Below are 26,554 nucleotides of genomic sequence, written 5' to 3'. Positions count from 1 at the left end.
GTGGCGGCCGCGACCGCGGGAGGGCCGGCCCGTCCGGTGCCCCCCGCCGACAAACGGAAGAGTGTGACAGGCACACGTAAAGTCGTGGCGGCGGGATTCCTGCTGCCGGCTCTCGTGCTGCTGGGCGCGCTCGTGGTCTACCCGATCGGGTACTCGTTCTACCGGTCCTTCTTCGACCAGCCCGGCACCGGTTTCGCCGGGCTGGACAACTATGTCGAGATCTTCACCGACGACACCATCCTGACCGCGGTGAAGAACAACGCGATCTGGGTGGTCGTCGCGCCGACGGTCTCCACCGCGCTGGGTCTGATCTTCGCGGTGCTCACGGAGAGGATCCGCTGGGGCACGGCGTTCAAGCTGGTCGTCTTCATGCCGATGGCGATCTCGATGCTCGCCGCTGGCATCATCTTCCGGCTGGTGTACGAGCAGGACCCGGAGCGCGGCGTCGCCAACGCGGTCTGGGTGGGCGTGCACGACACGTTCAGCGAGTCGGCCGGCTTCCCCCAGGCGCATCCCCTGCCCGTGCATCCGCTGAAGGCGGGCGGCGGCGGTTCGTTCGTCACCAAGGAGCCGGTCACGGCCGGGGAGACCGTGCAGTTGCCGCTGGTCGGGGTGGCTCCCGCGAAGATGCCGTCGGACGCGGAGCCCGCGAAGGCGCCGTTGGCCGAGCCAGGCGAGATCACCGGCACGGCGTGGCTGGACTTCACCCGGGGCGGCGGCGGCAAGCCGAACACCGTCGACCCCAAGGAGCTCGGGCTCAAGGGCATCAAGGTGGAGGCGGTCAAGGACGGCAAGGTCGTCGCGGAGGCGCGGGCCGGCGCGGACGGGCGGTTCACCCTGCCCGACTCGGCGGACGGCGCGCTGCTGCGGCTGCCGGCGGAGAACTTCCGTGAGCCGTACAACGGCGTGAACTGGCTCGGTCCGAACCTGGTCACACCCGCGATCATCGGCAGCTATGTGTGGATGTGGGCCGGCTTCGCGATGGTGCTGATCGCCGCGGGGCTGGCGAGCGTGCCGCGCGAACTGCTGGAGGCGGCACGCGTGGACGGCGCGAACGAGTGGCAGGTGTTCCGCAAGGTGACCGTGCCGCTGCTGGCGCCCGTCCTCGCGGTGGTGCTGGTGACGTTGATGATCAATGTGCTCAAGATCTTCGACCTGGTGTTCATCATCGCGCCGGGCTCGGCCCAGGACGACGCTAACGTGCTCGCGCTCCAGCTGTACCGCTCGTCGTTCGGCACCGACGCGAATCTCGGACTCGGCAGCGCGATCGCGGTGCTGCTGCTTCTGCTGGTACTGCCGGTGATGTTCTTCAACATCAGGCGGATGCGGAAGGAGGCAGGGCGATGACGTCTCGCCGCACCACGCCCGCCCCCCGCCGGGGGGCGTGGGATCGCCCCCCGGGCCGACACAGCAGCATCAGGCGGATGCGGAAGGAGGCGGCACGATGAGCACCGTGAGCAGCACGACCGGCACCAGCACCGTGCCCGTCAAGGCGAAGCAGTCCCTCGCCGCCCGCGTCGCCGCCCGCACCGGCGGCGGCGTGCTGCGCGTCTTCCTCGTTCTCGCCGCCCTCTTCTGGCTGATGCCGACCGTCGGTCTGCTGCTCTCCTCCCTCCGCGGCCCCGGTGACATCGCCGAGAGCGGCTGGTGGGAGGTCCTGACCGCACCCGCCGAACTCACCACCGAGAACTACTCCCGCCTCCTCCAGAACGAGGCGATCACCGACTCCCTCCTGTCCACCGTCCTGATCACCGTTCCGGCCACCGTGCTCGTCGTGGTGATCGGCGCGCTCGCCGGGTACGCCTTCGCGTGGATGGAGTTCCCGGGCCGCGACTGGTGGTTCATGGTCGTCGTCGGCCTCCTCGTCGTCCCCGTGCAGGTCGCGCTCGTCCCGGTGTCCGAACTGTTCGGCCTGATCGGCATCTTCGAGACGACGATCGGCGTGATCCTGTTTCACGTCGCCTTCGGGCTGCCCTTCGCGATCTTCCTGCTGCGCAACTTCTTCGCGGAGATCCCCAGGGAGCTGCTGGAGGCGGCCCGGCTCGACGGGGCGGGCGAGATCCGTCTGTTCACCCGCGTCGTGATGCCGCTGGGCGGACCGGCGATCGCCTCGCTGGGCATTTTCCAGTTCCTGTGGGTGTGGAACGACATGCTGGTCGCGCTGATCTTCGCGGACTCCGAGTCCGCGCCGATCACGGTCGCACTCCAGCGCCAGGTACGGCAGTTCGGCAACAACATCGACGTGCTCGCGCCCGGCGCGTTCGTGTCGATGATCATCCCGCTGATCGTGTTCTTCGCCTTCCAGCGGCAGTTCGTCTCCGGCGTCATGGCAGGCGCCGTCAAGTGACCGTACGGACGCGTGAGGCGGCCCGGTTCCCGTGACCGGGCCGCCTCACGCGTTCGTCCCCCGTATGCCACGTGCGGCGTAACCAAGTCACCCCATTGGCCGTTCTCGGGCCATCTGTCCGCGCCGACCCATGGATGTGCCGTGCCCCGGTTCAGCGTCATCGTGCCCGCGTTCAAGGTCCAGGCCTACCTGCATGAATGCCTGGATTCGGTGCTGGCTCAAAGCTTCGGCGACTTCGAGCTGATCGCCGTCGACGACTGCTCCCCCGACGCCTGCGGTGCGATCATCGACGAGGTCGCGGCGCGCGATCCGCGCGTGCGGGCCGTGCACCTGCCGCGGAACGTGGGCCTGGGCCAGGCACGCAATGCCGGACTCGCCCGCGCCGCCGGCGAGTACATCGTCTTCCTCGACAGCGACGACACCCTCGTGCCCGGCGCGCTCCAGGCGATCGCCGACCGCCTCGAGCACACGGACGAGCCCGACCTCCTGGTCTACGACTACGCCCGCACCTACTGGACGGGCGAGAGCCGTCGCAACAAGGGCGCCGGGCTGCTGACCGAGCAGGGCCCCCCGACGTTCCGCCTGGCGGACCGGCCCGGGCTGCTGAAACTGCTGATGGTGGTCTGGAACAAGGCGTACAAGCGCGAGTTCGTCGAGCGCGAGGGCCTCGCCTTTCCGCCGGGCTACTACGAGGACACCCCGTGGACGTATCCGGCGCTGCTCACGGCGTCCACGATCGCCGCGCTGGACCGGGTGTGCGTGCACTACCGCCAGCGCAGGCAGGGCGGCAACATCCTCGCCACCACGAGCCGGAGGCACTTCGACATCTTCGACCAGTACGACCGCGTCTTCGCGTTCCTCGACGCACGGCCCGAACTCGCACGCTGGCGGCCGGTCCTCTTCTGCCGCATGGTCGACCACTTCTCGACGCTGGCGACCACCCGCGGCCGGCTCCCCCGTGGCAGCCACGCCGAGTTCTTCCGCCGCGCCCGTGCGCACTGCGCCCGCTACCGTGCGCCGGGAGTGCGTCCCTCCCTGCGCGGGCGACTGCGGCATGTGCTGATGCGGTACGGCTGCCACCGGACCTACCGGCTGCTGTGGACGACGGACCTGCTGCGCGCGCGGGCCCGTGGCGCGGCGGGGGCGGGCCAACGCGTGCTGCACACCGCCGCGGTGCGGCTGCACTACCGCATCCAGCTGCGGCTGCCCGTGCGCCGGGACCTGGCTGTGTTCTCCGCGTACTGGAACCGCGGCTACGCGTGCAATCCGGCCGCGATCGAGGCGAAGGTCCGCGAACTCGCCCCGCACATGCGCACCGCCTGGATCGCGGACCAGGCCCACCGGCACACGCTGCCGGCGCAGACCCGGTGGCTGCGCCCCGGCTCGTTCGCACACTGGTCGGCGCTCGCGCGCGCCAAGTACCTCGTCAACAACGTGAACTTCGACCGTCGGATGGTCAAGCGCCCCGCCCAGATCATGCTCCAGACCCATCACGGCACCCCGCTGAAGACCATGGGCATCGATCTTCAGGAACACCCGGCCGCGGCCCGTGACATGGACTTCGAGCAACTGCTCGCGAACGCCGACAAATGGGACTACTCGCTGTCCGCCAACCGGCATTCGACGCTCGTCTGGGAGCGCGCCTACCCCTCGGTCTGCACCGTCCTCGAATACGGCTATCCCCGCAACGACGTCTTCCACCACGCCAAGCCCGCCGACGTGGCGCGGCTGCGCGCCTCGCTCGGTGTGCCGGAGGGCACCACCGCGATCCTGTACGCCCCGACCCATCGCGACTACCGCCGCGCCCAGCATCCGTCCCTGGACCTGGCGCGGTTCGCGGCCGCGCTCGGCGACCGCTTCGTCGTGCTCGCCCGCGCGCACTACTTCGCCGACGCCGGCGCCTTCGGCGCGGCTCACCGGGTCGTCGACGTCTCCGCGCATCCGAGCGTCGAGTCCCTCGCACTCGCCTCGGACGCTCTGGTCACCGACTACTCGTCCCTGATGTTCGACTACGCGGGCCTGGACCGCCCGATCGTGCTGCACACGTCCGACTGGGAGGCGTACCAGGCGGCCCGCGGCACCTACTTCGACGTGCGCACATGCCCGCCCGGCGCGGTGGCCCGCACGGAGGACGAATTGATCGGCATCTTCACCAAGGGCCAGTGGCGCGGCTCGCGCTCGGCGCAGCTGCGGGCCGCGTTCCGGGAACGGTTCTGCCCGTACGACGACGGACATGCGGCGGAGCGGATCGTACGGCGGGTCTTCCTGAACGAGACCGGCGGGCTGCCCGCCTTCGTCCCGCCGGCCGAGCGGACTCCGGTCCCCGCGGCCGGGCCCGTACCGCAGCTCCCCATCGCGCGACGCCCCGTCGACGACCCGCTCTCCGTCCGTCCCCTCTGACCGGGGTGCCGGCCCGGCGGGCCGGCGCCCCGTGCACCTGTCCATGTACGAGAAAGAGTGTCCATGCCCCGCCTGAGCATTGTCGTCCCTGTCCGTCGCGTGCGCGGAAGTCTGCGCGCGTGCCTGGAATCGGTGCTGGCCCAGTCGTTCGCCGATATCGAGATCATCGGGGTCGCCGACGGATCGCCGGACGGCTCGGGGCAGTTGCTCGACGAGATCGCCGCACGTGATTCCCGCGTCCGCGCCGTGCACCTCGCCGAACCGGCGGGCTCGGACGGCCGCCGCACTGCGGGCGCCGAGCGTGCGACGGGCGACTACCTGCTGTTCCTGGAGGGCTCCCATGTCCTGCTGCCCGGTGCGCTGCAGCGGATCGCGGACCGGCTGGATGCGGCGAAGGACCCGGATGTGCTGCTGTTCGGGCATGTCCGCAGGCCGTTCCGGGGCCTGCCGCAGGAGAGCCGTTCACTGCGACTGCTGACGGCGCTGGGCGGCACGGACCTGTGCACGCTCGCGGAGCGTCCGGAGCTGCTCGGGGTCGCGGCCGTGTGCTGGAACCGCGCGGTCCGCCGCGACTTCCACGAGAGTGGCCAGGTGCCCTTCGCCCCTGGGGTGTACGGGGACCGGATGTACGCGCTCGGCATGCTCGTGACGGCGGAGACGATCGCGGCGCTGCCCGTCCCCTGCGTCGAGCACCGTCAGCAGCGCTTCCTGCCCGGGCTCGACGACCCCGAGGACACGGTCCGGCCGCACGACGTCGTCGAGCAGTTCAGCGAGCTGTTCGGCACTCTCCAGGGGGCGGGGCGTTTCGACGCCGTACACTCCCCGCTGTTCGAGCTGGCCTCGCAGCAGCTGCTGGAGACGTACGCGGAGGTCTCGCGCGGCCGGCGGGCCTATGTGCGGGCCGTGGCCGCCTTCCACCGGGAGTACCGGCCGCGCGGGCACCGTCCGCCCGCCGGCATCGCCGCGCTGCGGCTGCGGCTTCTCGGCCGCGGCCGGCCGGCCGCACTGCGCGGCTTCGACGCGGCGCTTGCGGTGCGGCGCAGGCTGCTGGAGGCGGCGGCCGGGGCGCGGGCCGGGCTGGCGCGCAGGGTACTCCCCGTGCTGTACCGGCTGCACCGGCTGCGTCCGCTGGACCGCAGGCTCGCCGTGTACAGCGCGTACTGGAACCGCGGCATGAGCTGCAATCCGGCAGCGATCTATCACAAGGCCGCCGAACTGGCGCCCGGCGTACGCGGGGTGTGGGTGGTGTCGCACAAGGCGGCCGCCTCCCTCCCGCCCGGCGTGGACCACGTCGTGCCGGGCTCACGCCGCTACTGGACGGTGATGGCCCGTGCCACGTACTTCATCAGCAACGTCAACTTCCCCAACCAGGTCGTCAAGCGCCGCGGTCAGGTCCATGTGATGACCCATCACGGCACACCGCTGAAGGTGATGGGCATGGGCCAGTACCCCTACCCGGCGGCCGCCCAGGGCCTCAACTTCAAGGACCTGCTGCACCGGGTGGACCGCTGGGACGTCAGCCTCTCGTCCAATCCGCACTCCACCGAGGCGTGGACGAGCGCCTATCCGAGCGCGGTGCGCCACCTGGAGACCGGCTATCCCCGCAACGACGTCCTGGTGAACGCCACGCCCGAGCAGGTCGCCGCCGCCCGTGCCTCGCTGGGCATCCGCCCGGAGCAGCGCGCCGTGCTCTACGCCCCGACGTTCCGCGACCACGAGCGCGGCTACACCTGTCGGCTCGACCTCGCCCGGCTCGCGCGGGAGCTGGGCGGGGACACCGTGCTGCTGATCCGGGCCCACTACTTCCACGACGGCAGCGGCCTCGGCACGCAGCCGGGCATCGTGGACGTCTCCGGCCATCCGAGCACCGAGGAGCTGTGCCTGGCGGCGGACGCCCTGGTCACGGACTACTCCTCCGTGATGTTCGACTACGCCAACCTGGACCGGCCCATCGTGATCCACGCCCCCGACTGGGAGGTCTACCGCGCGGTGCGGGGCGTCTGCTTCGACCTGCTGTCCGGGGAGCCGGGGGACACCCCCGGCGCGGTGACCCGCAGCACCGACGAGCTGATCCAAGTCCTCACCGACGGCACCTGGAACAGCGCGGCGAACGCCGGACTGCGCGCCGCCTTCCGGGCCCGGTTCTGCCCGTTCGACGACGGCCGGGCGGCCGAGCGCGTGGTGCGGCATGTGCTGCTGGGTGAGCGCGAGCTGCTGCCGGTGGCGGCGCCGGAGGAGCGGGGCGGCGCGGTGGCGCTGCCCCGCCAGGCGGCGCAGCAGAAGGAGGAGCCCCAGGCAGGAGATGCAGGAGACGCAGGAAGCGGCGGGCACGGCGGTGCAGGCGCCTCGGTCGCTCGCCTGTGACCGGCAGGGGCACGGCGGTGCAGGCGCCCCGGCCGCTCGCCTGAGACCGACAGGGGCACGGCAGTGCAGGCGCCCCGGCCGCTCGCCTGAGACCGACAGGGGCACGGCAGTGCAGGCGCCCCGGCCGCTCGCCTGAGACCGGCAGCGGCACGGCTCCGGGCCTCGGCCGGAGCCGCGCCGCCCACCGCTCCCGCAGCCGGTCAGCTCTGTCCCGCCATCACCGTGACCAGGCCGGCCACCACCATCAGCGAGCCGCCCCACGTCCACAGCGACGTCCGCTCGTGCAGCACGGTGGAGCTCGCGAGCACGATCAGCAGATACCCCAGTGCGTTGAAGGGGTACGCGATGTTCAGCGGCACCCGCGCCAGGGTCGACATCCAGGCCACGGCCGAGACAGCGAAGACGACCAGCCCGATGACGACCCACGGGGTCGTGGCGGCCCGCATCACCAGCGAGCCGCCGCCGTGCTGGGCGGCCGCGGCGGCGGAGCGCATGCCGTGCTTGAGCATGATCTGCCCGCCCGCCGACGAGAACACCGCGAAAAGCAGCAGCAACAGGCTGGACAGCGTCAAGATCTTCCTCCTGCGACGCGGCGGCCCGGGCTCCGGCTCAGATCGCGGCACCCACGCGACCGGCCGGCTCGGCGGGGACGTACTGGCGGTTGAGAATGTCTTGGACATCGACGTGCTCCCCGGCGATGATCGTCTGTGCCGCATGCGGCGTGAGCACTGCGACGTACTGGTAGCCGAAGAGCGTCGGCCGTACACGGGTCAGCAGCCGGGAGGCCCGGCCCAGGGTCCTGGCCACGAGCCCCCCACCGAGCACGGACCAGAACGGCGCCCCCGTGGCGGTCAGCCGCAGTTCGTCGTAGCCGGCCGCGCGCACCGTGCGGCGCAGGCTGGCGCGGGTGAAGAAGCGCAGATGCGTCTCGTCGAGGATGCCGCGCCGGTCGTAGCCGAAGGCCCCGAAGGCGACGCGCAGCCGTGCGTACCAGTGGCTGAAGTTCGGTACGGACAAAAGGAGATGCCCGCCGGGGCGCAGGACGTCCCGCAGTTCGCACAGGACGCGTTCGGGCCGGGAGAGGTGCTCGATGACGTCTCCGGCGACCACGTAGTCGTAGTCGGCGGCGATGCCGGCGGGCATGCCCTCCTCCAGGTCGGCGAGGAGGAAGTGCGTGCAGCGCTCCCGCACTCCCGGCACCTCGACGAAGTCGAGTCCGGTCACGGTGTGGCCGAGCGCTTCGAGGCGCTCGGCGAACAGTCCGCCGGAACAGCCGACGTCGAGGACGCGGCCGGGCGGCATCGTGCGCATGAGGCGCAGGATCGCCGCGTGCGAGGAACCGTCGCCCTCCTTGAAGGCGTACTCGACGGGCTTGGGGATCCACGGGCAGGTGCCGAAGCCCTTGAGCGCGAGCCGGTATTCGAGGACGTCCTTGACCACGTCCTTGGCGTAGCGCATGCCGTTGACGTAGCAGATCTCGTCTCCGTAGTACGTGGGGATGGGGATCTCCCGGATCCGCATGCCCGCGTCGATCATCTGGACGATGATCTGCGTGTCGAAGTCGAAGGCGTCGGTGTTGCGGTCGATGGGCAGCCGGCGCAGCGCGGCGACGCTGTAGGCGCGGTAGCCGGAGTGGAACTCACTGAGCCGGGAACCCAGCAGCGCGTTCTCGAAACGGGTGAGGACACGGTTGCCGAGCCACTTGTAGAACGGCATGCCGCCCCGCAGGGCGCTGCCCGGGTCCATCATCCGGGAGCCGAACACGGCCTCGCACTCGCCGCTCTCGATGGGGGCGATCATCTCGGGCAGCAGTTCTGGGGCGTACTGGCCGTCGCCGTGCAGCAGGACGACGATGTCGAGTCCGCGCGCGGCGGCCAGGGCGTAGCCCGCCTTCTGGTTGCCTCCGTAGCCGAGGTTCTTGGTGTGCCGCATGACGACGGTCGGCGGCATGCCCTCCAGCTGGGACCAGCGGCAGCCCGCGGTGAACGTCTCGTCGCTGCTCGCGTCGTCGAGGATGAGGATCTCGGCGATGCGGGACCGGAAGTCCTTCGGGATGCGGTCGAGCGTCTTCTCCAGCGTGGCCTCGGCGTTGTACGCCACCACCAGGACGCCGATCCGGGGCCCCGGGCCGGACGGCGGGCCGTCCACGGGGACGGTCGGCGAGCTCTCCAGCGTGCTCTCCATCACCAGCGCTTCTCTCCTCTCCGTGGGTTCACTGTTGATTGACAGGGGATGAGGGGGCGGCCGGTGTCCTCGCCCGGGGGCCCACGAGGGGCAGCGTGCGGTCCGGGGACGCCAGGGGCGTCTCGGCGAGCGTGCGGCGCAGACCGGTGACGATCCCGGCGGCGAGCAGCAGCCAGCCGAGAGCGGCGAGGTTCAGGGCCCAGTCGTTCCAGCGCACGGCGCTGGCCCCGGAGTAGACAAGGACGGTGACCACGCCGATGAGGACGCCGAACGCGGCACCCTCCCAGAGGCCGAACAGGCAGAGGCCGACGACCGGCCAGGCGAGGTACTGGACGGCCGAGCCGGTACTGAGCAGGAGCAGCAGCGTGAGGGACAGGGCGACCGCGTACGCGGGAGCGGTGGGACGCACCCAGGCGACCCAGGCGCCTGCCGCCATGCACACCAGCACGAACACGAGGTGGAAGTCGCTGTGCAGCGCGGCGATGAACTCGTCGGACGCGCCCATCCAGTCCGCGAACCGTACGAAGCCCCACAGCCGGGCCCGGCCGCCCTCGTATTCGAGGACCTTCTCCCGCAGCGGCTCCGGCACGGTCATCAGCACCGGTCCCCACAGCGCCAGCAGTACGGCCCCGAGGCCGGCACCGAAGCGTACGAGAGCGGGTCGCCCGGCCCGGAACGCTGTCACGGTCAGGGCGGGGATCGCCACGACGGGGATGAGCTTGATGCTCACCGCCACGGCCGCCGCGACACCGGCGGCGAGGGGGGCGCGGCGGTCGACGAGGAGAAAGGCGGCGAGGACGGCGAACATGACGGCGACCGAATCGGTGTTGCCGTGATATCCGGACGTGGTGAAGAGAACGGGGCTCAGGGCGCAGACGAGGGCGCACGCCATGGCCGCTGCGGTGGACCTGCGGCGGCGGAGAATTTCGAAGACGAGCAGGGCCGATACGAAATCGGCGAGGCAGGCGGGCGCGCGGATCAGACTGCCGAACGGAATTCCCAGCCGCTCCAGTTCGTCGAGCCCGAGAAGCATCCAGCTCGCGAGCGGCGGATGGTTGTAGACGGGCAGACGCGGCATCGGGTGTTCGTAGATACGCACGGGCCCGACCTGGGCGATCGCGCGCGCGAACGCGTTGAAGATACGGACGTCGGCGGGACCGCGCGACTGAGCGGCGTAGATCATCTTGGCGACGAAGGCGAGTGCGGACACGGCGATGACGACGGCTCTCGCCCGGCGTACGTCGAGCGTTCCCGTTTTCGTTCGCATTCGCAGGTCCATGGCCGCCGAACGTAGCAATCGTCAACGTCGACGGCTCGCACCGATAAACACACTTAAACGCTGCACAGTTGACTGCGCTGCGATCTTTGGCAAAGTTCCGGCACGCGAATCACCCGTAAGGTCCATGCCGGGGTGCACCGAACGATGCCGGCACCGGTTTCCACCGACCTTTTCGAACCGCCGCACCCTGGTCCTCTCGACGGTCAGGCCCCGGCCTCCTCCAGGATGCGGTCGGCGACCGTGACGGCGGCGTTCGCGTCGTCGAGATCGCAGAACACCTGGCGGAAGGCCGCGTACGCCTTCTCGTGGCCGGCGGTCGCCGCGGCGGGGTCGCGCAGCGCCGCGATCAGCTCGGCGCCGTCGGGGACGAGCGGTCCCGGTGCCTGCTTCTCGAAGTCGAAGCAGAAGCCGCGCAGGGTGTCCCGGTAGTGCTCCAGGTCATAGGTGTGGAACAGCATGGGGCGGCCGGTGTGCGCGAAGTCGAACATCAGCGAGGAGTAGTCCGTGACCAGCACGTCGCTGACGAGCATCAGCTCGGCGACATCGGGGTAGCGCGAGACGTCACGGGCGAAGCCGCCGGTGCCGGGCAGCCGGTCGTTCACCAGGTAGTGACGGCGGACGAGCAGCACATGACTGTCGCCGAGGGCGGCGCGTGCCGCCTCCAGGTCGAGCCGGAGGTCGAGGGCGTAGCGGCCGCCGCCCCCCGGACGGTCCTCGCGCCAGGTCGGGGCGTACAGCACGACGGTCCGATCCTCCGGGATGCCGAGGTGCTCGCGGACGCTCGCGGCCACCTTGGCCCGGTCCCCGGCGTACAGCAGGGCGTTGCGCGGATACCCGCACTCGACGACCTCGCCGTCGTATCCGAAGGCGCGGCGCAGGATCGGGGTGGAGAAGCGGTTGGGCGAGACCAGCACGCTCCACTGCGCGGCACGGGCGGGCAGGGACTCGATGTAGGGCCGGTTGGCCTGGGAGGTGCCCATCAGGTCCCGGCCGATGCGCTTGAGTGGTGTGCCGTGCCAGGTCTGCACCACGAACTGGCCGGTGCCGCGCTCGAACCACTCCGGCAGCTGAGTATTGGTCACCACCGCCCGGGCGGTGGCCAGGGCCTCGTGCCACTCCGCGCCGCCGTACGGGATCGCCCGCACCCCTGCGGGCAGCCTCGCCTGCTGGTCGCGCACGACCCACACAGGCTCCAGCGGGCTCTCACGGCGCAGCAGTTCCTCATGGACGGCGCGCGGCGAGTCGGAGAACTGGCGTCCGTCGAAGCTGCTGAACAGCACCGTGTCGCGGCGCGGACCGACGCGCAGGGTGGCGGCGTGCTCGCGCATGCGCCGCTCGGCCACGCCGCCGCGCTCGTGGGCGGCCAGGACCGGACCCGACTCCAGGAGGAGCTGGTCGTGATAGCGGCGGTCGAGCGCGAAATCGCGTCCGTTCACGTGCTCCACGGCGGGTACGGCAGCGTGCTCGGCGGGCGCGAGGCGCAACGGTGTGTAGCGCGCCGGGTCGTTCTCGCCGCGCTCGCGGAGGAACAGGAACCACCGGCCCTCGGCGAGCGGCAGTTCACCGCCGGGCCCGTCGACCGCGGCGGGCGCGATCACGGCACGGAAGCGGCCGTCGCGCAGCTCGTGGGCACAGACGGCCTCCTCCTGGCAGCCGCTGTGCTGGAGCACCAGCTCGGGCCGGCGAAGGGCGTGCTGGGGGAAGGTGCCCTCGATGACGAGTTCGCCGGAGATCGCCCACGCGAAGGTGTCGACGAAGGGCTGCGGGATCTGGTCGTTGAGTACGAGGTTGCCGGAGGCGCCCCGGGTGACGGCGAGTTCACGGGCCGGACCGCCCAGCCGGTACCGCCCGGGAGCGGTCGTCCGGGACACGGCCACGGGCACGCGGCTGCCGTCGGCGCGGACGAGGCGGACGGTCCAGGCCGAGGTGCGCGGCGCGTCCGCTGGGCCGCTCCCGAGGACGATGTCGGCTGCGAATCCGCCCGAAGGCCCGGCCACGACGGGGACTTCGCGCTGCTCCTGCGTGTGGCGGTTGTGCAGCCGCAGCAGCGTCGGGGCCGGGCCGGTCGTGGTCCCCTCGATCCGCACGCCGTCGTCCGTGGCCCGGTGGGCGGTGAGCCGGGCCGCGACCCGTTCCGCCTTCAGACGCAGCTTGTTTCCGGACAGTTGGGGCACGATGCGCAGGTCGTCGCGCACGTCGTGGACGGCAGGGGCCGCCCGGTTGCCGAGCAGGCGCAGGGGGCCGCGGCGGAACATCCCGCCCGCGAGGATGCCGACCTCGAGGTTCCACGTGCCGGTCCGCAGCCGCGCCGGGTCGACGACGGTCTCGAACCCCGCCCGTTCGTAGGAGTGCAGGCTCTGACGCGAGTCGGCGCTCGCCTCGGGCACGTCCGCGGGGCGCAGTCGCAGCGGGATCACGCGCCTGCGCCCGGACCGCAACCAGCCGAACGTACGTGGCCGTTGCTCGCCGGCCGGGTGGTTGCGGACGTACGCGTACCCCTTGAGGTGCAGCTTTCCGTCCCGCCACACCGCCTCGGTGAGGTCGGACACGACCGGTAGGTCGGCGGGGGCGGGCCGGTCGACACCGCGCGGGAGCGGTGCGGTGAGCGGCGGGTACACGGCGCGGCGTGCGCGCGGGCCCTGGACGCGGAACGCGTCCCGGCCCTCCTTCTTCTGGAAGGCGAGGAAGGCCAGCAGCTCGGCGAGGCGCCGCTCGCGCACGAGCTGCCACGCGACGCGCAGATGCAGCGCGAGCCCGTCCAGGACGTGCCGCGGCACGCCGTTCACGAACTCCCCGGCGTGCCGCAGGAAGGCGTCGTGGTACGCGTCGTCGCCGTCGGGGAGGGCTTCCATGAAGAGCATCAGGTCGCTGGCGAGCACGCTCGACTCGTAGCGCTGCCGCGCCTCGCCGCCGAGGAGGTCGCGCGCCGCGGTGACGGAGGCGACCCGGTCCCGCACAGCCGCGGGCCGGGCCCTGCGGGTGGTGATCGACCCGTCGCGGTCGCGCCACAGGTAGACCGTGTCGTGCAGGACGTCGACGGAGCGGGCGAGGACGTGCGCGGGGACGATGACGGGGATGTCCTCGAAGAGGACGCCTTCGGGGAAGGCGAAGCAGTGCCGGTCCCAGAACTCCCTGCGGAAGACCTTGTTGCAGGCGATGCGGTCGTACAGCAGCGCCCAGTGCCTGGTGACGTGGGTGGCGATACGGGACGTGGCCATCGGTTCGCGGAACATGGGCGACTGCTGCGTCCGGCCGCCGGCCCGCAGCCGGTGGACGTTGCCGGTGGCGAAGTCCGACCCCGAGGCGTCGAGTGAGCCGACCATCTTCTCGTACGCATCGCGGGGCACGACGTCGTCGCTGTCGACGAACGCGAGGAACTCGCCGGACGCCCGCCTGGTCCCGGCGTTGCGCGCGGCCCCGAGGCCCGCGTTCTCCTGCGAGACCAGCGTGAAGCGCTGATCTTCCGCGACGAAGCGCCGGGCGATGCCACCACTGCCGTCGGTGGAGCCGTCGTCGACCATGACGACCTCGATGTCCCTCAGACTCTGCTCGGCGAGGGAGCGCAGACACTCCTCGAGATAGTCCTCCACGTTGTGGACGGGGACGACGACGCTGAGCCGAATCGGCATGGTGGGCACGTCCGTTCAAGAGCGCATGGTTGCTGCGGAGCACAACCGGCCCACCGCCCGGGGGTCACCACGCCATGGGCCGAACGAGTGATCTCGGGGGCGCGCACAGGTTGGCGCGCGCCGACGGCGGACGCGTCTCCGCGCCGCGTACCCCCGCGCCGCGCACTGCCACGCACCCCGCCCAACGCACCGCGGGCACCATGCACCGCCACGCACCACGCAGCCCCGCGCCACGCACCGCGGGCACCATGCACCGCCACGCACCACGCAGCCCCGCGCCACGCACCTCCGCGCGCACCTGCCGCGGTGTCAGGACTTGAGCGCCGCCACCGCCGCTCGCGCCAGCCCGTCCAGGTATCCCTTCGGCAGCCCGCCCCGTACCACCGCCAGCCGCCAGTACAGCGGCCCCACGATCAGATCCAGCGCCCTGTCGGGGTCCGTGTCCCGCGGGAGTTCTCCCCGGGCGACCGCCTCGCGGACGACCACGGCCGCCACCCCTTGCTGGCTGTCCAGCAGCGCCGCCTTGATCGCGTCCGAGATCTCGGGGTTGCGCGCCGACTCCACCAGCAGATCCGGGATCACCTGCGACGCCACCGGGTGGCGCAGTGCGTGCGCCGCGACCTCCAGCAGCGCCCGTACGTCCCCGTGCAGCGATCCCGTCGACGGCGCAGGCATGCCCTGGACCGCGACGGCCGAGACCAGGTCCAGCACGAGCGACAGCTTCGACTTCCAGCGCCGGTAGACCGCCGTCTTGCCGACGCCCGCCCGCCGGGCAATCCCTTCGATGGACATGCGCGCGAAGCCGACGGCCGCCAGTTCCTCGAAGACGGCCTTGCGGATCGCGTCGGTCACGTCCTCGCGGAGCACGGCGGCTCCTGCGGGGGCGCGGCGCGGGGTTCCGGAGTCCGTAGGCATGGGCGGAATCATACCCGTGACGACGAAACGGTTGCGTTCCGACGCGCGGTCGTCCTACCCTCGCCGTAGCGACGATACGGTCCCGTTCCGTCGAAGCTGCTTTCCGCCGTCACCACGAAAGCGACCCCCGCGTGACCACAGCCACCGCCTCGCGGCCTCCCGCCGACGCCCCTGCCGCCGCCCCGCCCACTGACCTGGCCGCGCTCGCCGCCCGCCACGGCCTCACGGTCAGCGGCGCCCGCCCCGCCCTCGGCGCGTACGTCCGTCAACTCTGGTCCCGGCGGCACTTCATCACCGCCTTCGCCACCGCCAAGCTCACCGCCCAGTACAGCCAGGCCCGCCTCGGCCAGGTCTGGCAGCTCGCGACCCCCCTGCTCAACGCAGCCGTCTACTACCTGATCTTCGGCAAGCTGCTCGGCACCGGCGACGACGTGCCCGACTTCGTGCCGTTCCTCGTCACGGGCGTGTTCATCTGGACGTTCACAGCCAACTCGATCACGGCCGGCACCCGCGCGATCTCCGGCAACATCGGACTCGTCCGCGCACTGCACTTCCCCCGCGCCGCCCTGCCCATCGCGCTCGCCCTCCAGCAGCTCCAGCAGCTGCTCTTCTCGCTCGGCGCCCTCGTCGCCATCCTGTTCTGCTTCGGCGAGTTCCCGGGGCCCTCCTGGCTGCTGGCGGTCCCCGCTCTCGTCCTCCAGGCCGTGTTCAACACCGGCCTGTCGATGGCCATGGCCCGGATCGCCGCCCGCACCCCCGACGTCGCGCAGCTCATGCCGTTCGTCCTGCGCACCTGGATGTACGCGTCCGGCGTGATGTGGTCCATCGACAAGGTCCTCGGCAGCGACCGGGTGCCCCACCTCGTGGCCGCCGTGATCCGCTACAACCCGGCCGCGCTCTACATCGACCTCGTCCGCTTCGCGTTCATCGAGTCCTTCACCGCCGACCGGCTGCCCCCGCACGTGTGGGCCGCCGCCCTGCTGTGGGCCGTGGTCCTCGGCGTCGGCGGTTTCGTGTACTTCTGGAAGGCAGAGGAGCAGTACGGCCGTGGCTGACCCCAAGGAGCCCGTCCCCACCGTCGTCGTCGACGGCGTCCACATCACCTACAAGGTCAACGGCGCCCGCACCGGCCGGGGCAGCGCCACCTCCGCCCTCAGCCGGCTCGTCTCCCGGCGCGCCACGCCCGGCGTACGCGAGGTGCACGCGGTCAAGGGCGTCAGCTTCGCCGCGTACAAGGGCGAGGCGATCGGCCTCATCGGCTCCAACGGCTCAGGCAAGTCCACCCTGCTCAAGGCCATCGCCGGTCTCCTGCCCACCGCCGAGGGCAAGGTCTGGACCCACGGCCAGCCGTCCCTCCTCGGCGTCAACGCGGCCCTCATGTCCGACCTGACCGGCGAGCGCAATGTGGTCCTCGGCGGTCTCGCGATGGGCATGACCCGCGAGCAGATCCGCGAACGGTACGACGACATCGTGGACTTCTCCGGCATCAACGACAAGGGCGACTTCATCTCGCTGCCGATGCGCACGTACTCCTCCGGCATGGGTGCCCGGCTGCGCTTCTCCATCGCCGCCGCCAAGAGCCACGACGTGCTGCTGATCGACGAGGCCCTGTCCACCGGCGACGCCCGCTTCCGGCGCCGCAGCCGGCAGCGCATCGACGAGCTGCGCGAGGAGGCGGGCACGGTCTTCCTGGTCAGCCACAGCAACTCGACGATCACCGAGACCTGCGACCGCGCGATCTGGCTGGAGGCGGGCGTCCTGCGGATGGACGGGCCGGCGAAGGAAGTCGTGGCGGCGTACGAGGAGTTCACGGGCGGGAGGAAGTGACGCCACCGGGGTAGGCTCCCCTGCCGTCGGCTAGGGGGTCGGGATGGGTGGCACACGGGGGCCGGAGCCGTTGCGGGACGAGGATCCGCGCCGGATCGCGGGGTACGCCCTGCGGGCGCGGATCGGCGAAGGCGGCATGGGCACGGTGTTCCTGACGCGCACGCGTGGTGACGCCCTGCCCGTCGCGCTGAAGCTGATCCGCCGCGAACACGCGGAGAACGAGAGGTTCCGGCGCCGTTTCGCCCGTGAGGTCCAGGCGGCGCGCACGGTGCAGGGCCGCCATCTGGTGCCAGTCGTGGACCACGACGCGGAGGCGGAACGGCCGTGGCTGGCCACCCGTTACGTGCCGGGGCTGCCGCTCGACGAGGCGCTGCGCGAGTTCGGCCCGCTGCCGCTCGCCTGCGTCCTGCAACTGACGGCCTGCGCGGCGCACGCGCTGAGTGCGGTGCACGCGGCCGGGTTGATCCACCGGGACGTGAAGCCCGCCAACCTGCTGCTGACGGCACAGGGGCCCTGGCTGCTCGACTTCGGCATTGCGCGCGCCGCCGACGGCACGTCGGCGCTGACCACGGTGGGGCGGATGGTCGGTACGCCGAAGTACATGTCCCCCGAGCACGCGCTGGGCCGCGACCTCACGCCCGCGTCGGATGTGTTCACGCTCGGCCTCATCGCCGCGGAGGCGGCGACGGGACGCCATCCGTACGGCGAGGGCGGCGGCCTGGTCGTCGCAACCCGCATAGCGGGCACGGTCCACGAACCCCCCGACCTGAGCGCTCACCCCGAACCCCTGCGCCGCCTCCTGTCGGCGACGCTCTCCCCCCGCCCGGAGGACCGCCCGTCGACGAACGAACTGGCATCGCTGTGCACGCCGAAGCACAACCTCTCGACCTGGCTCCCACCGGCAGTGTCGACGGCCGTCACGTCGGTGGAACGAGCCTCCGTCCTCCCGGACCCGCGCGCTTCCCGCTGGCCGTGACGGCTCCACGGCGGGCGGCTGCCGGCACGTTCAAGCCCCGGCAGCAGCCGGGGAACGGCACGCGGCCGCCTGGCGTCAGTCCGGCCACGCCCCCGCGACACAAAGCCGCCGCCCGGAACACACCCCGCGGCGCAAAGCCGCCGCCCGGAGCACACCCCGCGGCGCAAAGCCGCCGCTCCGGCGGACACGGCACCCAGCCACTTCAGCAGGCAAGGCACGCCGGACCACCAAGCCACCACTCCAGGAACTGACACGCTCCCGGCACGAGCCGTCGCCCCGGGGCGTCAGCCCCCGTTGCGTTCTTGCGCGGTCCTGCAAGAGGGCTGCTGGCCTCCGGGCCCGGCATGACTGTTGCACCCTGTCGATCGGATGACCTGGGGTGGTGTCACCGGGCCCGTGGGTGCCGTCGGAGACACTGATCAGAGGTCCGACCACCGCCGCGTCGGGCCGGGCGGCCCGGGGCCCGGGTCACCCGGCCGGGCGCAACACCCGGCATCCCCGCGGGCGGCACCCCGCAGGGCCGGACATCAGCGGCACGAGACCACACCGCCGGGCCGGGCAAGTCCATGGCGCGAAGCCGCCGCTCGGGGGTCCGGGGTGTCAGCACCCTCACCCAGGGGCCCGGGGCGCAGCCCGGGCTACGGGAAGGGGCGGGGTGGGGAAACAACCCCACCCCGCCCCACACGACCGTCAGCTGTGCGCCCGCAGCAACTGCCGCATCGTCCGCATCGCCACCGACAGATTCGCCAGATCGAACGTGTCCGAGCCCTGGATCTCGTCCAGCGTCGACCGCGCACGCCCCAGCAGCGCCGCGTTCTTCTGCTCCCAGGACTTGAAGCGCTCCTCCGGCGTCGCGCTGCCGTTGCCCACCGACAGGACGTCCGCCGTCAGCGCAGCGTGCGCCGCGTACAGGTCCTCGCGGATCGAGGCGCGGGCCATCGACTGCCAGCGGTCAGCCCGCGGCAGCTCGATGATCCGGTCCATCAGCTGCGTGATGGAGAGCCGGTCCGCGAGGTCGTAGTACACCTCGGCGACCGCCAGCGGCTCCTGCCCCGTACGGTCCGCGATCGCGACGATGTCCAGTGTCGGGAACGCCGACGAGAACCCGGCCACCCTCAGCGCGAGCTCCTCGGGCACGCCCGCCCCGGTGAGCTCGTCCAGGATGCCCTGGTACCACTCGAGGTCCGCGCCGCGCAGCATCTTCGGCAGCGAGGCCCACACCTCCTCCACCCGCTCGGAGAAGAACTCGATGGTCTCCGCGAGCTCCAGCGGCTGCGGCCGGTTGCCCAGCAGCCAGCGCGTGCCGCGCTCGACGAGCCGGCGCGAGTGCAGCCGGATACGCGTCTGGACGTCGGCCGCGACCTGGTTGTCCAGCGCCTCCACGGCGTCCCACACCTCGCTCAGACCGAAGATCACGCGCGCCGCGGTCTGCGCCCGCACGATCTCCTCGATCGACGCGCCGGTCTCCTCCCGCAGACGGTGCAGGAAGGTCGAGCCACCGGTGTTCACCGTGTCGTTGACCAGCACGGTCGTGACGATCTCGCGCCGCAGGGCGTGCGCGTCGATCGCGTCGGGGAACTGCTCGCGCAGCGGCTTGGGGAAGTACGCGTGTAGCAGCCTGCGCAGGTAGGGGTCGTCCGGCAGCGACGTGCGGATCAGCTCGTCGGCCACCGTGATCTTGGTGTACGCCAACAGGACGGCCAGCTCCGGCTGGCTGAGCCCCTTGCCGGCGTTCAGCAGCTCACGGATCTGCCGGTCGTTGGGCAGGAACTCCAGCGCCCGGTCCAGGTGCCCGTCCCGCCCGAGGCGCCGCATGAAGCGCTGGTGGGCGTGGAGCAGGGACGGCGACTGGGTGACCGCGTTGGCGAGGGCGGTGTTCTGCGCGTAGTTGTTGCGCAGGACGAGCGCGCCGACCTCGTCGGTCATCTTCGCGAGCAGCTGGTTGCGCTGCTTGACGGTCATGTCGCCGTCCGCGACCAGCCCGTTGAGCAGGATCTTGATGTTCACCTCGTGGTCGGAGGTGTCCACACCGGCGCTGTTGTCGATCGCGTCCGTGTTGACCTTGCCGCCGTGGCGGTCGAACTCGATACGGCCAAGCTGGGTCAGACCCAGATTGCCGCCCTCGCCGACGACGCGGACGCGGAGGTCCTCGCCGTTGACGCGGATCGCGTCGTTGGCCTTGTCGCCGACGTCGGCGTGCGACTCGGTGGACGCCTTGACGTACGTACCGATGCCGCCGTTCCACAACAGGTCGACCGGGGCCTTGAGGATGGCCTTCATCAGCTCGGCGGGGGTCACCTTGGAGGTGCCCGGCTCGATGCCGAGGGCCTCGCGCATCGCCGCGTTGAGGGGGATCGACTTGGCGGTGCGCGGGTGGATGCCGCCGCCGTGGGACAGCAGCTCCGTGTTGTAGTCGGCCCACGACGAGCGCGGCAGCTCGAAGAGCCGGCGGCGCTCGGCGTACGAGACGGCCGCATCGGGCGTCGGGTCGATGAAGATGTGGCGGTGGTCGAAGGCAGCGACGAGCCGGATGTGCTCGCTGAGCAGCATGCCGTTGCCGAACACGTCGCCGGACATGTCTCCGACGCCGACGACGGTGAAGTCCTGGGTCTGGGTGTCGTGGCCCAGCTCGCGGAAGTGCCGCTTGACCGACTCCCATGCGCCGCGGGCCGTGATGCCCATGCCCTTGTGGTCGTAACCGGCCGAGCCGCCGGAGGCGAAGGCGTCGCCCAGCCAGAAGTTGTAGGCGACGGCCACCTCGTTGGCGATGTCGGAGAAGGACGCGGTGCCCTTGTCCGCCGCGACGACCAGGTAGGTGTCGTCCTCGTCGTGCCGGACGACCTGGGCCGGCGGAACGACCTCGCCCGCGACCATGTTGTCGGTGATGTCGAGCAGCGCGGAGATGAAGGTCCGGTAGCAGGCGATGCCCTCGGCGAGCCAGGCGTCGCGGTCCACGGACGGGTCCGGGAGCTGCTTGGCGACGAAGCCGCCCTTCGCGCCCACCGGCACGATCACCGTGTTCTTGACCATCTGCGCCTTGACCAGGCCGAGGATCTCCGTACGGAAGTCCTCGCGCCGGTCGGACCAGCGCAGACCGCCTCGCGCGACCTTGCCGAAGCGCAGGTGCACGCCCTCGACGCGGGGCGAGTACACCCAGATCTCGAAGGCGGGGCGGGGGGCCGGCAGGTCGGGGATGGCCTGCGGGTCGAACTTCATCGACACGTAGCCGTGCTGCTTGCCGCTCTCCGCGGCCTGGAAGAAGTTGGTGCGCAGCGTCGCCTTGATGACGGTGAGGAACGACCGCAGGATGCGGTCCTCGTCCAGGCTGGCGACCTGGTCGAGCGCGCCGTCGACCTCCTCGAGGAGGCCGTCGATCAGCTCGGTGCCCGCCCGCTGGCGGTCCGGCGACATCCGGGCCTCGAAGAGGGAGACGAGCAGGCGGGTGGTGTGGACGTTGTTGCGGAGGGTGTCCTCCATGTAGTCCTGGCTGAACGTCGACCCGGCCTGGCGCAGGTACTTGGCGTACGCACGCAGCACCATCGCCTCACGCCAGTTGAGCCCGGCGCCGAGGACCAGCGAGTTGAAGCCGTCGTTCTCGGCCTCGCCCGTCCACACGGCGGCGAAGGCGTCCTGGAACCGCTCGCGTGCGTCGTCGGCGAGGTAGTCGCCGTTGCCGCCGGAGCGTGGCATGCGCAGACCGAAGTCGTAGATCCAGGCGTGCGTACGGTCGGCGCAGCGCAGCTCGTACGGACGCTCGTCGACGACCTCGCAGCCGAGGCGCTGCAGGACCGGCAGCACAGCGGACAGGGAGACCTGCTCGCCGGTCCGGTAGATCTTGAAGCGGCGCTCGCCCGGGACCGCGCCGACCGGCTCGTACAGCGAGAGGGCGAAGTCCTTTTCGGAGTGGGTGACCTCCTCCATGCGGACCAGGTCGGCCACGGCGGACCGCGGTGTGTGGTCGGCCTTGTAGCCCTCGGGGAAGGCGTTCCCGTAGCGGCGCAGCAGCTCGGCGGCGTGCTCCTCGCCGAATTCGGCGTTCAGCGCCTCGCCGAAGCCGTCGGCCCAGGAGCGGGCCGCCTCGACCAGCCGGGCCTCGATGCGCTCGGTGTCGGCGTCGGTCAGGTCGGGCAGCACGGTGCCGGCCGGGACGCGGACGACGAAGTGGAGCCGGGACAGGATCGACTCGGTGTTCCACGCGGTGAAGTCGACGCTGGTGCCGCCGAGCTCCTCCTTGAGGATGTCGATCAGACGCAGGCGGACGCCGGTGGTGTAGCGGTCGCGCGGCAGGTAGATCAGGGCGGAGTAGTAGCGCCCGTACTCGTCCTGGCGCAGGTACAGCCGAAGCCGTCGGCGCTCCTGGAGGTAGAGCACGCTGGTGACGATCGACCGGAGCTGGTCGACGGGCGTCTGGAACAGCTCGTCGCGCGGGTACGTCTCCAGGATCTGCAGCAGGTCGCGGCCGTCGTGGCTGTTCGGCGAGAAGCCGGCGCCCTCGAGGACCTCGTCCACCTTCCGGCGGATGACGGGCACGCGGCGCACGGACTCGGTGTACGCGGCGGAGGAGAACAGACCGAGGAAGCGGCGCTCGCCGACGACGTTGCCCTCGGCGTCGAACTTCTTGACGCCGACGTAGTCGAGGTAGGAGGGCCGGTGCACGGTGGCGCGGCTGTTGGCCTTCGTCAGCACGAGCAGCTTGTGCTCGCGGGCCTTGGCGCGGGCATCGGCGGGCAGCCTGCTGAAGGACGGGCTGACCGGGTGCGCCTCGTCCTCGGTGTGGTGCGGGTCGGAGCGCAGTATGCCGAGGCCGGTGCCGGGGACGGCGGCGAGCGCGTCTCCGTTGACCAGCTCGTACTCGCGGTAGCCGAGGAATGTGAAGTGGTCGGCTGCGAGCCAGCGCAGCAGCTCGCGGGCCTCGTCGACCTCCTGCTCGCGCAGGTCGTCGGCGGTGGGCTCGTTCGGGAGCTCGTCGGCGATGCGCAGCGCGCTGTCACGCATCTTCTCCCAGTCCTCGACCGCCTCGCGGACGTCGGACAGGACACGCAGCAGGTCGGCGGTGATCTGCTTGAGGTCGGCGCGGTCGGTCTCGCGGTCCATCTCGACATGGATCCAGGACTCGACGAACGCGTCGTGCGGCAGGTCCTTGGCGCTCGCCTCGACCGGCAGCACCTCGATGAGCCGACCGGTCACATCACGGCGGACGACGACCTGCGGGTGGATCACGACATGGATGCCGCGGCCCTGCCGGGAGAGCTCACTGGTGACCGAGTCGACCAGGAAGGGCATGTCGTCGGTGACGACCTCGACGACTGAGTGGCTGCATGTCCACCCGTTCTCCTCCACGGTCGGGGTGTGCACGCGGACGTTCGCCGTGCCCTGCGGGCGGTTTTCGGCGAGCCGGTAGTGGGAAAGTGCAGCACCGAAGACGTCGACCGGGTCACGGTCGGCGAGGTCCTCCGGAGCGGTGTGCAGGTAGTAGCGCTGGAGGAACTTGAGCAGGGTGTCCCGGTCGGGACGTTTTCCCTGCTCGTCCCCAGTCGGAAGGTGCCCCCCGACCGGGCTGTTCTCAGCTACCCGGGCGGCCCGTGCGAGCAGCTCGGCCTTGGCTTCGTCCAGCTTGGTCTGCATGTCCTCTGGCTCCTGTCGCGCGCCGTTGCGTGACGTAGGTGAAAGATGCTGCGACGCAACGCCACGACGCGGGGTGTCCGGTCGCAGTCGACGTTATGCCGCGATGAGAGAAGTCCGGTCCGATATCAGCCGAATAAGGCGGGAAGGCCGGACAGAGAAGATCAGGTACCGCCCGGGCACTGTGGCGCTCCGGGCGCAGGCCGGGGGCTTCGCTGCCCCCACGGCGTATCGCGCTGATCACGCCCCCAGGCTATCGCCCCTGACCCCCGAACCGTCATGAGCCGTATGTGTACAAAAGAGTGCCCCGAAGTTTGACACTCTGGACAGCGACACAGGCCCTTCTGGCAACCACTCACCGGGAGCTGCCATGACCACGAAGATCCTCATCGTCACCGGGGACGCCGCCGAATCGCTGGAGGTCCTCTACCCCTACCAGCGGCTGCTGGAGGAGGGGTACGAGGTGCACATCGCGGCACCCACCCGAAAGAAGCTGCAGTTCGTCGTGCACGACTTCGAGCCGGGCTTCGACACGTACACCGAGAAGCCGGGCTACACCTGGCCCGCCGACCTGGCCTTCTCCGAGGTGGACTCGGGGGCGTACGCCGCCGTCGTCGTCCCCGGCGGGCGCGCCCCGGAGTACCTCCGCAATGATGCCGAGCTGCGCAAGATTCTCAAGGCCTTCTTCGACGCGGACAAGCCCGTGGCACAGATCTGTCACGGCCCCCTGCTCACGGCGGCGATCGGCGGCCTGGAGGGCCGCCGGGTGACCGCCTATCCGGCTCTGGAGCTGGACATGCAGGCCGCCGGAGCGTCGTTCAAGGACGCGGAGGCCGTCGTCGACGGCACCCTCGTCTCCTCGCGGGCCTGGCCGGACCATGCGGCGTGGATGCGCGCCTTCCTCAAGGTGCTGCGCGAGAAGGCGCCCTTGGTCAAGGACTGAGCGAAACCCCTGACGGCCGCCCGGCCCGCCCCGAGGCCGGCCGGGCGGCTATGCCGCGGAGACGAGCTCCTCCGCCACGGCCACGGCCTCCTCCAGCGAGTCCACCACCGGTGCCCCCGCCTTCTCCAGACTCCGCCTGCTGTGCGATCCGCCGGTATACAGCACGGCCTTCGCCCCGACGTGCCCCGCCGCCACGGCGTCGTCCGCCGCGTCACCGATGACCACGACCCGGTCGGACGCGACGCCCTCCAGCGCGGACAGGTGGCGCACCATGTGCTCCGCCTTGCCCGTGACCGAGGCGCCGAGCCGCCCGTCCACCCGGACGAACCGCTCCTCGATGCCGTGCCGTCGCACGATCGGTATCAGATGCTCATGGGGTGCCAGCGACAGCAGCGACTGCGTCAGCCCGGACTCCTGCCGCCTTACGAGCAGCTCGGCCGCGCCCGCGGCGAGGCTGCAAGCGTCGGCCCTCGCCCAGTAGTGCCGGTGGAAGGCTGCGTCCATGACGAGCCACTCGTCGTCCGTGGGCAGCCGGCCCATCAGCCGCTCGTAGAAGCGCGGGACCGGCACGCAGTACAGCTCGCGGTAGCGCTCGAGCGTGATCTGCTCGAGGCCGATCTCCGCGAAGGCGACATTGGTCGCCTCGATGACCGCGCCGATGTCGTCGAGCAACGTGCCGTTCCAGTCCCACACCAGGTGGGCGCTGTGATTCCCCGAGATCCCCATGCCGACAAACGGTACCGGCCGCGTACGACAACGCTACCGGCCCGTGCCCCGTGTGCTCAGCCGACGATGTTCGGGATCTCCTGCACGCCGTACCAGAGCAGCTCGTGGTCCTCGGCGCCGTCGACCGTGAAGCGGGCGTCGTCGTCGCCGTGATCGGCGGCCCCGAGCGCGTCCACCGCCGCGGTCACGTCCGCCACGGCGTCATCGGCGTCGACATGGACGGCCGCGGCCTTGGACATCGGCACCGCGGCGCCGATACGGACCTCACCGAGTGCGCTCGCGTCGAGCACGCGGTCGGGATCGGCCACCGCGTCCTCGTCCCGCACATCGACGGCGACGACGACCCGGCGCCGGGCCGCGGACGGAGCGCCCGCCAGCAGGCGCAGGGACGCGGCGGCGGCGCGGCTGAGCGCGGCGTACTCCAGCTCCTCGATGTCGTCGGAGACGTACCACTCGCGCAGTCCCGGGGTGACGGCGTACGCGGACAGCGGGCCGGGACCCAGCTGACCTGTCCTGTGCGCCTCTGCGAGACCGGGAAGGGTCAGGGGGACGTAGACGCGCATGGCTGGCCGCTTTCGTAGTCGGAAATGCGCCCTCAGGATACGTGCGGCGTACCCCTTCGAGCGTGCGCCTGCCCCCTCTCGCACCGTCCACTTCGGTCCCCGCACAGGGCCTGTTCACCGGTCCCGGCAAGGGCCGGGTCACCCGGATAGGTGATTCCCGCCGGGGCGTCCGCGGAGGACAGGGGCTGTTGCAGCCGGTGGACCCGCGCCGTAGAAGTTCCCCGTCGAAGCTACTTCCCGGTACGAAAGCCGGGACAGGCACATCGGGGGCGATCTGCATGGACAGGACCCGGCCCGCAGGCCGACGCGACCAGCGAAGGCCCGCCGCGGTGGCAGCCACGGCACTGGCCCGCGCACGGAGCAGGCAGCACAAACCGCACTACTGGTTCGCCGACCGCCTCCTCGCGGTGCTGAGCGGCCAGCGCCCGGTGCACTGGATGCTCGGGCACACGATCGGCGAAGCGTACGAACAACTGATCCGCCTGGCCCCTGGAGCACCGCTGCGCCCGGCCGACCGGGTGATGCCGGTCGTCCGCCACTGCGGCGAGTTCCACCCGGGCCCGGGCGTGATCGAGGCGTTCGCCCGCATCGGCTCGGGCGACCGGGTCAGGGCGATGGCGTTCCGCCTCGAACAGGGCTCCGACCACCGCTGGCGCTGCGCGGCGGTGGAACTGGGCGGCGAACGCAACCCGGTGGACAGCGGCGCATGAGCCCGCGGGAACGAGCACGGGCACCGCCTCAGCGGGATCCGCGCGTGCGGTGGCATGGTCATCGGGCCC

General features: G+C 71.2%; 17 protein-coding genes. 9 read left to right on the top strand and 8 right to left on the bottom strand.

The genetic code is table 11. The features are described from left to right. From ACH5AF_RS00165 to ACH5AF_RS00150, 4 genes are all read left to right on the top strand, one after another. The gene (locus ACH5AF_RS00165) at positions 1-1,347 is read left to right on the top strand and encodes a carbohydrate ABC transporter permease (RefSeq protein ID WP_398899017.1); all 1,347 of its coding nucleotides are present in this window, start codon (positions 1-3) and stop codon (positions 1,345-1,347) included. Positions 1,348-1,444: 97 nt separating this feature from the next. Beyond that, the gene (locus ACH5AF_RS00160; RefSeq protein ID WP_398899016.1) at positions 1,445-2,347 is read left to right on the top strand and encodes a carbohydrate ABC transporter permease; all 903 of its coding nucleotides are present in this window, start codon (positions 1,445-1,447) and stop codon (positions 2,345-2,347) included. A gap of 141 nt (positions 2,348-2,488) precedes the next feature. Further along, a complete protein-coding gene (locus ACH5AF_RS00155; protein WP_398899015.1) occupies positions 2,489-4,747 on the top strand; it encodes a CDP-glycerol glycerophosphotransferase family protein in 2,259 nt (752 codons plus the stop codon). A 63-nt stretch (positions 4,748-4,810) separates the two neighbouring features. Next, a complete protein-coding gene (locus ACH5AF_RS00150) occupies positions 4,811-7,111 on the top strand; it encodes a CDP-glycerol glycerophosphotransferase family protein (protein ID WP_398899014.1) in 2,301 nt (766 codons plus the stop codon). Between the two features lie 200 nt (positions 7,112-7,311). Here the strand turns inward: ACH5AF_RS00150 and ACH5AF_RS00145 are convergent, their stop codons facing one another. The 5 genes from ACH5AF_RS00145 to ACH5AF_RS00125 all read right to left on the bottom strand — a co-directional run bounded on the left by ACH5AF_RS00145 (position 7,312) and on the right by ACH5AF_RS00125 (position 15,118). Further along, positions 7,312-7,683 carry a hypothetical protein gene (locus ACH5AF_RS00145; protein ID WP_398899013.1) on the bottom strand — a complete coding sequence of 124 codons (372 nt, stop codon included), beginning with the start codon at positions 7,681-7,683 and terminating at the stop codon, positions 7,312-7,314. A 37-nt stretch (positions 7,684-7,720) separates the two neighbouring features. Beyond that, positions 7,721-9,295: a methyltransferase domain-containing protein gene (locus ACH5AF_RS00140; RefSeq protein WP_398899750.1), complete on the bottom strand. Its 1,575-nt coding sequence runs from the start codon at positions 9,293-9,295 to the stop codon at positions 7,721-7,723. Between the two features lie 28 nt (positions 9,296-9,323). Further along, complete coding sequence (locus ACH5AF_RS00135; RefSeq protein WP_398899012.1) at positions 9,324-10,562, bottom strand: glycosyltransferase 87 family protein; 1,239 nt, start codon at positions 10,560-10,562, stop codon at positions 9,324-9,326. 215 nt (positions 10,563-10,777) lie between these two features. Next, positions 10,778-14,203 (bottom strand): CDP-glycerol glycerophosphotransferase family protein, encoded by a 3,426-nt coding sequence (locus ACH5AF_RS00130; RefSeq protein ID WP_398899010.1) that lies wholly within the window; start codon positions 14,201-14,203, stop codon positions 10,778-10,780. A 309-nt stretch (positions 14,204-14,512) separates the two neighbouring features. Continuing rightward, positions 14,513-15,118, bottom strand: a complete 606-nt coding sequence (locus tag ACH5AF_RS00125; protein WP_398899008.1) for a TetR/AcrR family transcriptional regulator — start codon at positions 15,116-15,118, stop codon at positions 14,513-14,515. 131 nt (positions 15,119-15,249) lie between these two features. Between ACH5AF_RS00125 and ACH5AF_RS00120 the strand changes: the two genes are divergently transcribed. Genes ACH5AF_RS00120 through ACH5AF_RS00110 form a run of 3 tightly spaced genes read left to right on the top strand, consistent with a single transcriptional unit; the run spans position 15,250 to position 17,921 of the window. Further along, positions 15,250-16,173, top strand: coding sequence for an ABC transporter permease (locus ACH5AF_RS00120; RefSeq protein ID WP_398899006.1), 924 nt, complete (start codon positions 15,250-15,252; stop codon positions 16,171-16,173). Next, positions 16,166-16,945 carry an ABC transporter ATP-binding protein gene (locus ACH5AF_RS00115; protein ID WP_398899004.1) on the top strand — a complete coding sequence of 260 codons (780 nt, stop codon included), beginning with the start codon at positions 16,166-16,168 and terminating at the stop codon, positions 16,943-16,945. The genes ACH5AF_RS00120 and ACH5AF_RS00115 overlap by 8 nt, the downstream gene beginning before the upstream one ends. A gap of 43 nt (positions 16,946-16,988) precedes the next feature. Next, positions 16,989-17,921 (top strand): serine/threonine-protein kinase, encoded by a 933-nt coding sequence (locus ACH5AF_RS00110; protein WP_398899002.1) that lies wholly within the window; start codon positions 16,989-16,991, stop codon positions 17,919-17,921. Between the two features lie 690 nt (positions 17,922-18,611). On the opposite strand, the gene ACH5AF_RS00105 is transcribed toward ACH5AF_RS00110, so the two are convergent. After that, positions 18,612-23,546 carry an NAD-glutamate dehydrogenase gene (locus ACH5AF_RS00105; RefSeq protein ID WP_398899000.1) on the bottom strand — a complete coding sequence of 1,645 codons (4,935 nt, stop codon included), beginning with the start codon at positions 23,544-23,546 and terminating at the stop codon, positions 18,612-18,614. 367 nt (positions 23,547-23,913) lie between these two features. On the opposite strand from ACH5AF_RS00105, the gene ACH5AF_RS00100 reads away from it, so the two are divergent. After that, complete coding sequence (locus tag ACH5AF_RS00100) at positions 23,914-24,486, top strand: DJ-1/PfpI family protein (RefSeq protein WP_398898998.1); 573 nt, start codon at positions 23,914-23,916, stop codon at positions 24,484-24,486. Between the two features lie 48 nt (positions 24,487-24,534). On the opposite strand, the gene ACH5AF_RS00095 is transcribed toward ACH5AF_RS00100, so the two are convergent. Together ACH5AF_RS00095 and ACH5AF_RS00090 are read right to left on the bottom strand one after the other, a co-directional pair. Further along, positions 24,535-25,212: an HAD family hydrolase gene (locus ACH5AF_RS00095; protein ID WP_398898996.1), complete on the bottom strand. Its 678-nt coding sequence runs from the start codon at positions 25,210-25,212 to the stop codon at positions 24,535-24,537. Between the two features lie 56 nt (positions 25,213-25,268). Further along, positions 25,269-25,775, bottom strand: a complete 507-nt coding sequence (locus ACH5AF_RS00090) for a DUF6912 family protein (RefSeq protein ID WP_398898994.1) — start codon at positions 25,773-25,775, stop codon at positions 25,269-25,271. A 278-nt stretch (positions 25,776-26,053) separates the two neighbouring features. Between ACH5AF_RS00090 and ACH5AF_RS00085 the strand changes: the two genes are divergently transcribed. Next, positions 26,054-26,485, top strand: coding sequence for an Rv3235 family protein (locus tag ACH5AF_RS00085; RefSeq protein WP_398898992.1), 432 nt, complete (start codon positions 26,054-26,056; stop codon positions 26,483-26,485). The last annotated feature ends 69 nt before the right edge of the window (positions 26,486-26,554 follow it).

The organism is Streptomyces sp. NPDC018833 (genome assembly GCF_044390825.1).
Classification (GTDB): Bacteria; Actinomycetota; Actinomycetes; order Streptomycetales; family Streptomycetaceae; genus Streptomyces.
This window is presented reverse-complemented; position numbering and strand designations above follow the sequence as displayed.